The 14,783-nt window shown below is 42.5% G+C and carries 11 protein-coding genes; 7 read left to right on the top strand and 4 right to left on the bottom strand.

What is annotated here, in order from left to right:
- The first annotated feature begins 49 nt into the window (after positions 1–49).
- From NSQ99_RS15485 to NSQ99_RS15475, 3 genes are all read left to right on the top strand, one after another.
- Positions 50–2,239: an ABC transporter ATP-binding protein gene (locus NSQ99_RS15485; protein WP_340837638.1), complete on the top strand. Its 2,190-nt coding sequence runs from the start codon at positions 50–52 to the stop codon at positions 2,237–2,239.
- Positions 2,240–2,241: 2 nt separating this feature from the next.
- The gene (locus NSQ99_RS15480; RefSeq protein ID WP_251666196.1) at positions 2,242–2,736 is read left to right on the top strand and encodes a DUF1854 domain-containing protein; all 495 of its coding nucleotides are present in this window, start codon (positions 2,242–2,244) and stop codon (positions 2,734–2,736) included.
- A 110-nt stretch (positions 2,737–2,846) separates the two neighbouring features.
- Positions 2,847–4,382, top strand: coding sequence for a glycoside hydrolase family 43 protein (locus NSQ99_RS15475; RefSeq protein ID WP_340837636.1), 1,536 nt, complete (start codon positions 2,847–2,849; stop codon positions 4,380–4,382).
- A 104-nt stretch (positions 4,383–4,486) separates the two neighbouring features.
- Here NSQ99_RS15475 and NSQ99_RS15470 read toward each other — a convergent pair whose 3' ends face one another.
- Positions 4,487–5,260: a response regulator gene (locus tag NSQ99_RS15470; protein WP_251666194.1), complete on the bottom strand. Its 774-nt coding sequence runs from the start codon at positions 5,258–5,260 to the stop codon at positions 4,487–4,489.
- 341 nt (positions 5,261–5,601) lie between these two features.
- On the opposite strand from NSQ99_RS15470, the gene NSQ99_RS15465 reads away from it, so the two are divergent.
- The 4 genes from NSQ99_RS15465 to yjfF all read left to right on the top strand — a co-directional run bounded on the left by NSQ99_RS15465 (position 5,602) and on the right by yjfF (position 10,256).
- On the top strand, positions 5,602–6,642 hold the full coding sequence (locus NSQ99_RS15465; RefSeq protein WP_251666193.1) for an ABC transporter substrate-binding protein: 1,041 nt from the start codon (positions 5,602–5,604) through the stop codon (positions 6,640–6,642).
- 101 nt (positions 6,643–6,743) lie between these two features.
- Positions 6,744–8,252 (top strand): sugar ABC transporter ATP-binding protein, encoded by a 1,509-nt coding sequence (locus tag NSQ99_RS15460; protein WP_340837633.1) that lies wholly within the window; start codon positions 6,744–6,746, stop codon positions 8,250–8,252.
- A 5-nt stretch (positions 8,253–8,257) separates the two neighbouring features.
- Entirely contained in the window at positions 8,258–9,301 is a 1,044-nt protein-coding gene (locus NSQ99_RS15455) for an ABC transporter permease (protein ID WP_251666191.1), read from the top strand.
- Entirely contained in the window at positions 9,288–10,256 is a 969-nt protein-coding gene (yjfF, locus tag NSQ99_RS15450; protein ID WP_251666190.1) for a galactofuranose ABC transporter, permease protein YjfF, read from the top strand. The genes NSQ99_RS15455 and yjfF overlap by 14 nt, the downstream gene beginning before the upstream one ends.
- Positions 10,257–10,312: 56 nt before the next feature.
- On the opposite strand, the gene NSQ99_RS15445 is transcribed toward yjfF, so the two are convergent.
- The 3 genes from NSQ99_RS15445 to NSQ99_RS15435 form a co-directional block, all read right to left on the bottom strand.
- Complete coding sequence (locus tag NSQ99_RS15445) at positions 10,313–11,266, bottom strand: substrate-binding domain-containing protein (RefSeq protein ID WP_251666189.1); 954 nt, start codon at positions 11,264–11,266, stop codon at positions 10,313–10,315.
- Positions 11,244–12,851: a response regulator transcription factor gene (locus NSQ99_RS15440; protein ID WP_340837629.1), complete on the bottom strand. Its 1,608-nt coding sequence runs from the start codon at positions 12,849–12,851 to the stop codon at positions 11,244–11,246. Before NSQ99_RS15440 ends, NSQ99_RS15445 begins: the two co-directional genes overlap by 23 nt.
- Positions 12,852–12,972: 121 nt before the next feature.
- Positions 12,973–14,763 carry a sensor histidine kinase gene (locus NSQ99_RS15435; protein ID WP_340837626.1) on the bottom strand — a complete coding sequence of 597 codons (1,791 nt, stop codon included), beginning with the start codon at positions 14,761–14,763 and terminating at the stop codon, positions 12,973–12,975.
- Between the last annotated feature and the right edge of the window lie 20 nt (positions 14,764–14,783).

Here is a 14,783-nt window from a genome sequence, read left to right as displayed (position 1 = left end):
TGCTTTAAGTTTCTACACAGGCATTCTAACGGAAGGAATGAGTGAATTCATGGTTGATGAGTTACCAGAGATTTTTAAGTCACAGCTAAGCGAGGATATTCTGTTTAACGTCAAAACGGATCTTGATACGCAGGGGATGCTTGCTGCACAATGGCTAGCTATTACGCATGGAGATGTAACACTGTGGCAGGAAAAGGCTGAGCCTATCAAGCGTATTGGGATTGAAGAGATTAAGGAAGCGCGAGCGGTAAGTAATATAGGCAGTGGTATGCTCGTCGTTGAAACTACTACAAACGGCCCTATCGTAATCGCACGCTATACATCTACCTTGTCAACCGCAATGAGCTATGCAGCAAAGCTGATCACTGCGCTTGCCCAAGGAGAACAGCTGCCTGTTGCAACAAAAGGAGACATCCCGCGTTATTGCTCAACCTGTCATAGCCCTATGAAGGAAGGGACGAAAACCTGCGAGTTTTGCTTGAGTAAAAAGTATGCCGCTCTGCGGATGCTAGGCTACTTAAAGCCATATAAGTTCAAGGGAATACTAGCTTTAGGTCTACTGATTCTCTCGACGATTGTAGAATTAATTCCACCATTTTTAACGAAAATAATCGTCGATGATGTGCTTCAGCCGCAGCAACCAGGCACGCTCTTTGTCATTATTATAGCCGCATGGGCGCTTACGTTGCTTGTCATGTCTAGCATGCAGGCTTTACGCGGCTATATTGGTGTAGCGATCAGCTCGAAGCTGATGGGGGATATACGTAAGGATGTGTATCAATCCTTGATGAAGCTGTCACTTGCCTATTTTGATAGAAGACAAACCTCTCAATTCATTAGTCGTGTGAACAGTGATGCGGAATCGATGCGCCAGTTTATGACCGATGGCGTCATCTATATTGCAGGCCATCTCCTGCGGTTTTTATTTATACTAGTCATCATCTTCTCTATGAATTGGAAGCTTACATTACTCGCTCTAGTGCCTATTCCACTGCTCGTCTTCTTATCGATATCGATATGGCCAAAAGTTGGGCGTCGTTTATATCAACAATGGCGAGCGATCTTTCGTTTGAATATGCAGGTCGGTGATACGCTGCAGGGAATACGTGTCATTAAAGCGTTCGGACAAGAAAAAAGTGAGCTGGTGCGCTACAACAATGCCAACGAGGAAGTCGTTCATCATGACATGCGCTCAGAAAAGATGTGGCAGCTATTTTTCCCTGCCTTTGGTTTACTGACGAGTCTAGGTGCTGTATTAATCTGGTACTTAGGAGGCTACCAAGTGCTGTCTAATGAGCTGCAATTAGGTGTGCTGCTTGCTTTTGTAGCGTATTTGGGCATGCTGTTCGGTCCAATTCAGTGGCTGAGTCAGATGATTAGCTGGACGAGTAGAGCTATGACCGCTTCTCATCGTATCTTTGAGATTATGGACACGCCAGCAGACGTTGCAGATCATCCTGATGCCGTGAAGGTGCCGAATATTAAAGGGGATGTTGTGCTGCAGCAAGTGACCTATGGCTATGAGAAGCATTACCCTGTGCTTAAGGATATTAATCTTGAGGTAAAGGCAGGGGAAATGATCGGTCTAGTCGGACATTCAGGTGCTGGAAAATCTACATTCATTAATTTGCTTTGCCGCTTCTACGATGTCGATGAAGGAGTCATAACGATAGACGGTGTGCCTATTCGTGATATTGAACAAACAGAGCTCAGACGCCAAATTGGCGTAGTGCTGCAGGAAACGTTTCTATTCGATGGAACGATCGCTGAAAATATCGCTTACTCTAAGCCGGACGCAACACCTGAAGACATTATGCGTGCAGCCAAAATCGCCAACGCCCATGATTTTATCGTTAGGCTTCCTGATGGCTATGATACACGTGTAGGTGAAAGAGGTCATAAGCTTTCTGGTGGTGAAAAGCAGCGAGTAGCGATTGCGCGAGCCATTATTCATGATCCGAAAATACTTATACTGGATGAAGCAACCGCATCCGTCGATACAGAAACAGAACGGCAAATACAGGAGGCGCTTGCGAATTTGGTTAAGGGTAGAACGACGTTTGCCATTGCCCATCGACTTTCTACGCTGCGCAATGCGGATCGGTTAGTTGTGCTTGATCGAGGTAAAATGGTAGAGCTAGGAACACATGAAGAGCTGCTGGAGAAAGAGGATGGCGTTTATCGTAAGCTTGTTGATGCGCAGATGGAAATGTCAAAAATTAAAGGAGTGGGTTCGTAACGATGAGTGCAGAGGACATCCGAATGCTTTCGTCAGAAGAGCTTTACGTATACCGTGGCGAGGGTGGAGTACTACAGGGAATTGTTGATGGAAAAACGTATCACGAGCTGCTTATTTTTCTTACATTCCCAATGCGGTACACAAGCGAGTATGTTTCAATACGAACGAAGGACGGCAATGAGCTTGGAATCGTCCGATCATTGGCTGGACTTGATCGAGACAGTGCAGCTGTACTGAAGGAGGAAATTGAGCTTCGCTATTTTCTACCTCGTGTCACTAAAATTGAATCCATTAAGCAGCGTTCAGATCTGTGGTTTTGGGAGCTGCAAACCCATCTCGGTTCGATTCGTATCATTATGCGGAATTTACATGATCATATTCAATTTCCAGGAGGAGACCGAATTTTATTATCCGACCTTGATGGCAGACGCTGCGATATTGTTAATTGGAGGCAGCTGGATGCACATAGCCAGCGATTGCTTAGAGATATATTATAATGGGCTATCCATATTTCAGCAGGTATAAAAGCCGTGAACTGGCAGGTTGTTGTTTAGGAAGGTACAAGATATTATTCATACATATGAGAACTAAAGGAGGATCAATCACAATGAGCAGCACGATGATTCAAAACCCAATTATATGGGCTGATGTTCCAGATCCAAGTGTCATCGCAGTAGGTGACTATTTCTATATGGTAAGCACAAGCATGCATTCTATGCCGGGCTGTCCGATTATGAGATCGAGAGATATGGCTAATTGGGAAATTATTAGCTATGTGTTTGATACGCTAGAGGATAATGATCAACACAATATGGTCGACGGGAAAAACATATATAGTAAAGGCTCATGGGCTACTTGTCTTCGAGAGCATAATGGCGTATTTTATGTGTGCTTCTCCAGCAATGATACACGTCAGTTTTATGTATATCGATCAAGCAGCATCGAGCAAGGGGAGTGGAAGCGATCGGTTATTAAACAGCTGTTCCACGACCCAAGCTTACTATTCGATGAGGATCGTGTATACGTCATTCATGGCAACGGCAACATTCACATTACGGAACTAACCTCTGATCTACGTTCAGTCAAGGAAGGTGGCTTGAATCAGCTGCTACTTGAAGGGAAGTCAGAAGGGATGGGGCTGCGCGCTGAGGGCTGTCATGCGTACAAATTAAATGGATATTACTACTTTTTCTTTATCGAATGGCCAAGAGATGGCAACCAGCGTCGCAGACAGATTTGCTATCGCTCGGAAAGCCTGCTAGGCCCGTTCGAGCTTAAAGTTGTACTGGATGATAATTTGGGATATCGCAATCATGGCGTAGCTCAGGGCGGCATTGTGAAGGATGTTAATGGCAAGTGGTATGCGATGCTATTCCAGGATCATGATGCCGTGGGCAGAATCCCCGTTGTCGTTCCAGTAACGTGGGAGGAGGACTGGCCCGTATTCGGAGTAAACGGTAAAGTCCCAGAGTCGTTTGAAGTATCGCTTCCCTATACAAGCACTAGACCGATCGTATGTAGTGACGAATTTGATTATAAGGAAAATAAGCTAGCTTTACAGTGGCAATGGAATCATCGCCCGAACGAGCAGCTATGGTCTGTGACGGAGCGGACAGGATATTTAAGACTTACGACAGGCGCATTAGCTCACAGTGTGCTTGAAGCAAGAAACACCATTACCCAGCGTACTGAAGGACCATCCTGTATAGGCGAGGTTGTAGTTGATGTGACGCAAATGAAGCCAGGTGACCATGCCGGCTTAGTGGCCTTGCAGAACTGGTTTGGCACAGTGGGGATGCAAGTCGATAGTGAAGGAAAACGAGCGGTTGTAATGACAGTAAATGACGGAGACGGACAAGAGCAAATCGTAGAGACGATACCTTGTGACGCGCCAGTCGTATACTTCAAAATACAATTTGAATTTGAGGATAGCATAGATCTAGCTTATTTTTATTATGCAACATCAGAGGGAGATTGGATGAGCATCGGTCAGCCTCTAAAAATGAGATATACGTTAGATCATTTTATGGGCTATCGAATAGGTTTGTTTAACTACGCAACTGCGCAATCGGGCGGTTATGTAGATTATGACTATTTCCACTATTGGAAAAAGGTAGACGGTGAGTTTCAGCTCATCCGATAATTACACTGAAAGTTAAGAGCCTGCTGGTTTGATACGCTTTCCTTAGTTAGACAGGTAATCTGTTTAACGAGGGAGAGATATCAGTCAACCAGCAGGCTCTTTTTTTAATTAGCGCGAGACAATTCGTATTGCTTTCTGTACATGTTGGCACTCAAGCCGGTGTATTCCTTAAACTTCTTGTAGAACCAATCGATCTCTGTGTAGCCAATTTCATTGGCAATTTCGTAGATTTTAAGATCCGTTCTTGTTAGCAGCAGCTTCGCCTTTTCCATTCTTTGCTGCAGCAAATATTCATTAAAGGACATGTTTTCATACAGCTTAAATTTTTGTCCTAAGTACGCACAGTTAAAATGCAGCTTTCTTGATATTTTTTTCAATGTAATATTTTGATTTAATTCATCTTGTACATAGCGCTTTACGGAGTCAATAACTGCTTTAGACGCGTCATCCTTCTTCTTGATCGCAGAGGATTGAGGAATGAGTGTCGTAGAGTAGAAGGTGTAATGGTACTCAAGCTCTTTCCGAATGGCTAGTAGGCTAGCTTCCAAGGCATCAACTTTTAAAGGTTCGGCTAAATAATCGCTAATTTGATAGGTGAGCGCTTTTCTAGCAAGCTGGAAGTCGTTTTTACCTCCTAGCAGTAGAATTGGAATTCGGCTATGCTGTCGAATACGGCTGCATAGTAACATACCGCTCGCGTTATACCCTTGCATCGGAATGATAACGAGTGAAATGGTTTTCTCATTGAGCAGATCCATTGCCTCATCATATGTACTTATACTGGCATGAACTTGGTAGCCTACATCTAATCGTTGAATGATAGCTTCCGTTTCCTTTAACGTTACCGGATTAGGCCCAACTAGAAGAACGTTATACATAAACGGTTACCCCCTTACTGTATAAACATGGTCTATATATTGCTCAGTACAACAACAAAATGAATACGCTTTAATTATGTTAAATGAAAGCGTTGCAAACAATGTGCAAATCTTTGTACTTGCTGCATTTGTTTACATGTTGAACAAATCTTCGTCAATGGACGGCTATTACAGCATGAAAATTACAAAAACTAAACAAAATAATACACTTTTGGTTTTATGACGCTTCAACTTCAAAAAATATTCAATAAATACCGTATGGCATCTCGTATAAGCGGGTTGTGAAAGCGGTTTATAATCTGGATACACCTGTTGGTGATCAATAAAGAGGAGGAATCATAATGAGAACATATCGCAAGTTTGGTGCGATAATGGCGCTAGCCATCATGATGGTTATTACAGCGGCATGCGGAAATTCGGGGGATTCAACGAAGACGAATAATGGTAGCACGACAACAACGACAAACGCACAAAATACAAACAATAATAACTCTAGCAGCGACAAGAAAATTACATTAGGCTTTGCCCAGGTTGGTGCGGAAAGTGGCTGGCGTACGGCGAACACAAAGTCAATTCAAGAATCAGCTGAAGCTGCTGGCTTTGAGTTGAAATTTTCTGATGCTCAGCAAAAGCAAGAAAACCAAATTAAAGCCATTCGTTCTTACATTCAACAAAAGGTAGATGTCATCGCATTTTCGCCAGTTGTTGAATCTGGATGGGACACAGTGTTGAAGGAAGCGAAGGATGCAAACATCCCAGTTATTCTCGTTGACCGTGCTGTAGATTCTAAAGACGAGTCACTTTACTTATCCTTTATCGGATCTGACTTTGTAGAAGAGGGCAGAAAAGCTGGCCGATGGTTAGTAGAGCAATTCCAAGATGCGAGTGAAACGATTAATATTGTTGAACTGCAAGGTACAACGGGATCGGCACCTGCCAATGATCGCAAGGCAGGCTTTGAAGAAATCATTAAAGAAAATGCTAATCTTCAAGTTATTGCTTCACAAACAGGAGATTTCACACGTGCCAAAGGGAAAGAGGTTATGCAAGCTTTCTTGAAAGCTCACAAAGATATTGATGTACTATATGCCCACAATGATGATATGGCACTTGGCGCCATTCAAGCGATTGAAGCAGCAGGCTTAAAGCCAGGGGAGGACATTATTATTATTTCGGTTGATGCGGTTAAAGATGGCATGATTGCTGCAAGTGAAGGCAAAATCAACTTCATCGTGGAATGTAATCCAATGCTAGGGCCACAGCTAATGGAAATGGTGAAGGATGTTGTTGACGGTGTAGAAATTCCAAGACGTGTAGCGACAGAGGAGGCAACGTTTACTTCGGAAGAGGCATTAGAAGCATTGCCAACACGAGCGTACTAGTAAAGTACTAATCTGATGTGAGAAAGTCACTCCAATTGGCTTACAGCCTGCTAGAGTGGCTTTCTCTTGTATAACTATGACATGTTTTGGGAGTGAGACAGATGGAACAACAACCAGTACTCGAAATGCGTGGTATTCATAAACAGTTTCCAGGAGTGAAGGCGCTTAGTAATGTAGATTTTAGGCTGTTTTCTGGTGAAGTACATGCGCTGATGGGCGAAAACGGAGCGGGTAAATCCTCCTTAATTAAGGTTCTTACAGGTGTTTATTCCATTGATCAAGGTGCTGTGAAGCTGTCTAATCAACCCGTATCACTAAAAAGCCCACTTGAAGCGCAAGAAGCTGGAATAAGCACCGTATATCAGGAAGTTAATCTCTGTACGAATTTAACGGTTGCTGAAAACATCTTTATCGGTAGAGAGCCGAGACGTTTTGGACGTATTCTGTGGAAGCAGATGAATCGTAATGCTGACAAGCTGCTGAAGGAACGAATGCAGCTTAATATAGATGTAACGCTGCCATTACATGCTTATTCCGTTGCAATACAGCAGCTCATCGCGATTGCACGTGCATTGAGCATATCAGCAAAAGTATTAATTCTGGATGAGCCAACCTCAAGCCTTGATGCTAATGAGGTAAAGCAGCTGTTCAGTATTATGCAAACCTTGAAGCAAGATGGATTAGCTATTTTATTCGTTACACATTTCCTTGATCAGGTATATGAAATATCTGATCGTATTACAATATTGCGCAATGGAAATTTAGTAGGTGAATATATGGCAAAGGACTTGCCGAAGCTGGAGCTCGTTTCACAGATGATAGGGAAGGATTTGACGCAGCTCGAAAAGCTTCCTAGCAAATCAGCTAGTGAGCAATTCGAAGGGAACGAGATTATTGCAGAGGCAAAGCAAGCAGCACGTAAGGGAGCAATTGAACCATTTGATCTAAAGCTGCGTAAAGGTGAAGTCATCGGTCTAGCTGGATTACTTGGATCAGGAAGAACGGAGACTGCTCGCTTATTTTTTGGAGCTGATGCGCTAGACCAAGGTACGGTACGAATGAGCAAGGCTAACCAGCATATTCAGTCACCTCGAAAGGCCATCGAGCATGGTGTTGCTTTCTGCTCGGAGAATCGAAAAACTGAAGGAATATTGGATGAGTTGACGGTACGAGAAAATATTATCGTGGCACTACAATCGACACGTGGCTGGTATAAGCCGCTCTCACGTAAAAAACAACATGAGATCGCAGAGCATTATATTCAGCTATTGAATATTAACCCTCCACATACAGAGCAGCTCATAAAAAATTTAAGCGGAGGCAACCAGCAAAAGGTTCTTTTAGCACGTTGGCTGTTAACGCAACCAAAGCTGCTTATATTGGATGAGCCAACGAGAGGGATCGATGTTGGTGCAAAAACTGAAATTCAACGCTTAGTGCTGGATCTCTCGGCAAAAGGAATGTCCGTTCTTTTTATTTCCTCAGAGCTGGAAGAAGTTTTACGTGTCAGCCATAGAATTGCTGTGCTAAGAGATCGTCGTAAAATTAAGGAGATTAGCGACCAGGAAATGACAGAGCATTCCATTATGAAGACGATCGCAGGAGGTTAGTGTAGATGAGACAACTTTATAAACATCATTTATTTTGGCCGGTTGCCATATTATTTTCTTTATTGTTGTTTAATTTCATATATTCACCTGACTTTTTTAGTATCGTTGTTAGAGATGGAAAGCTGTACGGTAGTTTAATTGATATATTGAATTTTGGAGCCCCATTAATGCTAGTTTCTATAGGGATGACGCTTGTCATCGCTACAAAGGGCATTGATCTATCTGTAGGCTCAATCGTAGCGATTGCAGGAGCACTAAGCTGCCTGATTATTAGCAGAGGAAATGATCAAAACACTTTATCTTTAGTGCTGTCAGCTATGGGAATGGCCTTGTTGCTCTCCCTTTTTCTAGGCTTGTGGAATGGCTTACTCGTTGCAAAAGCAGGTATTCAGCCTATTATTGCAACACTTATTCTGATGGTTGCAGGAAGAGGGATTGCACAGCTCATTACTAGCGGACAAATTATTACAGTTAACAGTCCTAAATATGCTTTTATCGGTACAGGTGCTTTGGCTGCTTTGCCGGTTTCTGTGTTTGTCGTTGCTCTAATGCTAGCCATTGCTTTGTTATTAACGCGTAAAAGTGCACTGGGGTTATTTATTGAAGCAGTAGGCTGTAATCCTGAAGCGAGTCGTCTATCCGGTATTCGCTCCGTGATGGTGCTAATGTTGGTATATGTTTTTTGCGGCTTATGTGCAGGAATTGCTGGATTATTGGTCAGCTCCAACGTATCAAGTGCAGATGGTAACAATGCAGGGCTTTGGTATGAGCTTGACGCGATCTTGGCCGTCGTTATTGGCGGGACCTCACTCAATGGCGGACGCTTTTATCTCATTGGTACTATTATTGGTGCACTTATCATTCAAACACTCACAACAACGATATATATGATTGGTATTCCGCCTGAGATTACGCTTGTCGTCAAAGCGTGCGTCGTGCTTATCGTATGCTTGATTCAGTCAGAAACATTCAGAAAAACACTCGTTCATCGCTGGAATACAAGGCACTATACAGCAGAAAGGGAGGCAACGAGTCATGTCAATCAATAGAAAATATGTACCTATTGTGGTTACGACATCATTATTTTTGCTCATGTTCATAGCAGGCTCGTTTCGCTACAATGGTTTTTTTTCGCCACAGGTTCTCTTGAATCTATTGATCGATAATGCTTTTTTACTGATTGTGGCGGTAGGCATGTCATTCGTCATTATTTCAGGTGGCATTGATTTATCTGTTGGCGCAGTCATTGCATTAACGACCATGATATCAGCCAGCCTCGTTCAGCAGCTGAACTGGTCTCCTATCATCGTTATTCCGCTAGTATTGCTGATAGGTGCTTTGCTGGGCTGTGGCATGGGAGCAATTATACATTATTTTAAGATACAGCCATTTATCGTTACGTTGGCAGGTATGTTTCTTGCACGCGGGCTTTGCTATGTTATTAGCATCCAAACGATTACGATCGACAACCCATTTTATACAGCAATGGCACAAACAAAGATTAGGCTGCCAGGTGGCAGCTTCATCTCAATAAGTGTAATTATTGCGCTTGTTGTAGTTGCAGCAGCTATCTATATCGCGCACTACACATCGTTTGGCAGAAATGTATATGCGATCGGGGGAAGTGAGCAATCGGCATTGCTAATGGGCTTGCCAGTAGCAAAAACAAAAATATTAGTGTACACGCTTAGTGGCTTGTGTTCAGCTCTTGCAGGTGTAGTATTTACGTTTTATATGCTTTCAGGCTATGGGCTGCACGCAGTGGGGATGGAGCTCGATACGATCGCAGCCGTCGTAATCGGAGGGACGCTGTTGACAGGCGGTGTTGGCTATATCGTAGGCACATTTTTTGGAGTGATGATCCAGGGCATTATTCAGACGATTATTAGCTTTGAAGGCACGCTTAGCTCATGGTGGACGAAAATTGTAATTGGCCTGCTGCTTTGTCTTTTTATTTTACTGCAGAAGGTGCTTAGTGCAAGGCAAGCGATATTTAAATCATAACGTAGTATGTGTAGCGTTATTGTATGCGCAGCAAAGAAGCAGACACATGTCTGCTTCTATTGTTTAGTAGTGTTCAATTCTTCTATTCCCATATCAATGAACGATGGTATGACGGTTTGCTGATTGGCCTTCATAAGTGTGTCAATGATTGTGGAGCCCCAGCTATGCTCATTTTGAGAAATGATCGTATGGATCTGTCCGTTGTGAATCGCCGTTTCTGACTCAGCAGTTTTGCCGATGCTTAACACATACCGGTTCATGCCTGCGGCCTTCCAAATTAAAATTGAGGCAGAGCTAGATACAGAATCAAGGCTTAAGAAAGCACTAAAATGAGGATGCTCGTTAATCATTTCTTCCAGCTTTTCAATAGCAATATCTTTCTTTCCTTCATTATATTTAACCTGCAGTACTTCGATTTCTGTCTCCTCATTAATATAATTAAGCAGCCCTTCCAGTCTTTGTTTTAGACTAAGCATATCAGACATGCCAGTTCCAACGATAATCATCCCTTTATTATTTAGCAGCTTGTTTGTCGCCATTCCAAGCTGGCGACCCGTTTCATAATTGTCGGCTCCGATAAAGCTAAGCCGTTTACTGTTAGGAGCGTCTGATTCAAAGCAGATCACAGGTATATTATTGTCGATAGCCTGGTTAATGACAGGCTCGAGCGCTTCAGCATCAACAGGAGATATGGCAATGCCATCAACCTTTTGTCTAATCATCGATTCCATGATTCGGATTTGCTGCTCTAAATTTGCCTCGTCCGGGGCTGCAACAAGCAAACGGATGTTGTGCGATTGAGCCATTTTTTCTGCGTGCTCGGTAATTAATTCATACGAGGGATCAGCCATTGGAAATATTATACCGAAGGATAAGCTTTCCGCTATGGCTTGATCTACTTCTCCCGTTATGCCAATCATATGGCTTCTTTCCTGCTCAGTACAGCTTGCAAGCAAAACGATAACGAGTATGCCTAAGAGTTGAGCGCTAAGTTTTCTGAGCTGCAGCATGCTTTACCCCTCCCGCAAAGTAAAAGGTCTCAGCGGTCATTGCACTGCCTTGCTTGCGAAACTCAATTGGTGTCATTCCTGTCGCCTTTTTGAAAATGTTAGAGAAATAATGCTGGTCTTGATAGCCTACCTCATAAGCAATCTCGAATGTTTTGCTATTTGTCGTCTTGAGCAGCTCCATAGCTTTATGAATTCTAGTACGCGTAATAAATTCAGTAAGTGTCTGCTTAGCTTCCTGACTGAACACTTTACTAAGATGACTTGGGCTTACTCCAACATGTCTAGATACTTCCTGTAGTGATAATTGCTTATTGTGATAATGCTCGGTAATATATTGCTTTACTCTCAGAATTAGCTCGCTATATTGATTAGCGCCAATTGATCTCCATTGCCATAGCAACGATAAAAGGTCGATTAGGTAAGACTTGCACTGCTCCAAAGAATTAATCTCTCTAACTCGTTGCTGCATCTGTGCAACGAGCTCACTGCAATTTGGAATGTCAGCAAAGCATTGCTTTGCGGTGTGGAATGCTTCAAGCGTCAGTTCGTTAAACAAGTATATGCCGTACATCGAATTGCTCCATGATAGCTGCTCAATATCTTTGCAGAATGCGTGGGAAAATTCATGTAGCTGCTCCGTTGTGCCGATTTTTACAAAATTAATAAACTTTGCTCGATCAATGAGCGGTTGTTGTACCGTTGCATTTTGCAAAAAAGTATTAGCTTCCAGCTGGCTGTTCTGCAATAATCGTTGTTTGTTTTTTTCATGATCGGCAACTAGATACGATTGATGAATACTCTGCAGTCTTTGTTCAATTGAGCCAATACCAAGTAAAGCTTTACAGTTAAGCAGCTGCAGCATTGGCTTGGTTTGTTGAGGCAGCTCTGCTAAGCATTGCTGCAGCACATGCTCATTATTGGATTTAACGAGGCAGACCAACTCACTACGGCTTGGTCGATAGCTTAATACATCTACGTCTGACTGAAAGTAAGAAATAAACTGTTCCGCAGCAAGCTTATAAGAGTTATCATCTAATAATTCTTCATGGAAACAAAAGTCGATAGAGATCACAGCATAATAACGGGCGATCAAGGAAATATGATAATTTGCTGCGATTTCAATTGCCTTGGACGTATTGATTAAACCTCCGCACATATCTGAGAGCAATTTATCCTTTGTATAGGCAGCTGTTTCCTTCTGAAGCTGCTCGGAATCGATCTGCTTGCTAACTTTTTGCAGCAGCTCAATTAAGTCAGTAGATCCAACAGGCTTAAGACAATAGTCTTCAACACCGATACGGAGAGCTTGCTGTGCGTAATGGAATTCGTCATGCCCGCTTAAAATAATGATTTTGATGTGAGGATACGCTTTGCGAACAATGGAAGCTAGCTCCAAGCCGTCCATAAAAGGCATTTTTATATCAGTAATGACAATTTGCGGACTCCACTCCTCAATTAATGGCAGTGCCATCTCGCCATCCGCCGCATCACCACAATAGATAAATCCATTGCTTTTCCAATCAACACAGTTTCTAATACTTTCACGAGTTAAAATCTCATCATCCACCAGCATGATCTTTTTCATAGGACCCTCCTAAAACTTTTCGTAGCTACGATTTGTGATCTCCGATGCAACGAAAAGTACATCGGAAGCATAAGCTAAAACTTTTCGTAGCTACATTGTTATAGCCTCGATGTAACTCCCTTTATTTCCGTGGTATTCGTACAGAAACACGAGCACCTTCGCCGTAGATGCTTTCAAGCATAAGACCGCATGGCTCTCCAAAGTAGAGGCGTAATCTTTGATGGACATTAAACAAGCCAAAGCCGCTTTCATTTTCCTCATCAATCTGCTCTGATGAGGAGCTTTCCATAGGTAAGGTCAAACTCTCCCTAATATGCTGCAGCCGCTCAGACGAAATCCCAATTCCGTTGTCCTCAACGGTCAGCAAAATATAATAATCATTTTCTATCTGTCCACTGACACGAATCTTCCCTAAGCCACGTTTATTTTTTATCCCATGATAAAGAGCGTTTTCGATCAAAGGCTGAAGCGTCATAGCCAGAATTGGATAAGAGTAAAGCGCATCATCAACCTCGATCTCATAGGTTAAAATGTCGTAATATCGCATTTGCTGAATGGTTAAATAGCTCTTAGCATGCTCCAGCTCAGTCTGAATCGTTACCCAGTCTCTGCCTTTATTTAAGGAGATTCTGAAAAATTGAGACATTGCCTTAACAAGCTTAATAACGTTATCGTTTTTGCCTGTTTCCGCCATCCATATAATGGATTCCAGCGTGTTGTATAGAAAATGCGGGTTAATTTGTGCTTGGAGTGTTCTGAGCTCTGCCTTCTTTACTTGCTCTTGCTCGCGATTATTATTTTCAATTAAATGTTTAATGTTCTCCAGCATAGTATTGAAGCTGTCGCTTAAATCAGCTATCTCATCCTGTCCACTTGTTTTTATTTTTGCTTCAAGGTAACCGTCAGCTGCCTTCCGCATTTTTGCTTTGAGCAGCTGAAGCGGCCTAATAATACGTTGAGTTAATGAAATATAGAGGGAAATGGCGAATATTGCGCTTAGCCCAACACTTAATAGAATTAGCAATCTAATTTCAATCGCATCAGCAATAATCTCTTTAAGTGGAGCTATACCGACGATGCTCCAGCCAGTCATTTCAGATGTAGCGTAGACGTAAAACTGCTTCTCGTTATTTAGCTCTTCAGTAAAGCTTCCCCTAGGTGATGTCGTATGTGTCAGTAACGTTTTGCTTGAGGGAAGATCTCCTATTCTTGCTTCTGGCCAAAAAATAGGGTTGCCAGATTGATCTGCGACAAAGAAAAAACCAGTGTTTCCAATCGTAATATTGTTGTAATAGTGCTCAATCATTTGATCGTCGAGATCGATAACAATAAAACCGATGACCTCATGCGTCACGCGCTGCTTGAGAGGCGCGATGATAGAAATAACATTGTCCCCTGGGTATGTAAAGCCATCGAGCCTGTCAAAGCTTGAAGCTTCTGTTGGTGGAATTATTAATATTTCATCTGGGTGTTCAGATAATAATACGAAGTGAGGATTTCTGAGTGGGTTATGATCTAGTTGAAAAACACCTTTACGTTCGCTAATACCTTTTCCATATAGATTAACCATTTGAATATTTAGAACACTATCGTACTGATAGGTGCCGCGATAAATATCTAATGTTTGTACAATTTCTTTTGCTTCCGTATAGGTTTCGGTTTGAGAGCTTAAAAAGTAGAGTACCGTCGGGTTTGTTCCAAGCTCTAGCAGCTTCTGTGTGTCTAGAAACAATGTATCAATGTCACTGACTAATTGATCTGCATATAGCAGAGTGGATGCTTTACTATGGTCTGATAGTGTATGGTATGATTTTTGATAAGAGACAACTCCAACAATTAGTAAGGGCACTGATGCTAAAATAATAAACATAACGAGCAGCTTGGCACGAAGACTAGAAAAGATCTGCTTCATCCGATACAATCCTTCCTTGC

Origin of the sequence: Paenibacillus sp. FSL W7-1287 (assembly GCF_038004245.1) — a bacterium.
In the GTDB taxonomy this organism is placed as follows: Bacteria; Bacillota; Bacilli; order Paenibacillales; family Paenibacillaceae; genus Pristimantibacillus; species Pristimantibacillus camelliae.
Note: the sequence above shows the minus strand (reverse complement) of the source record. Positions and strands in the feature narration are given on the sequence as shown.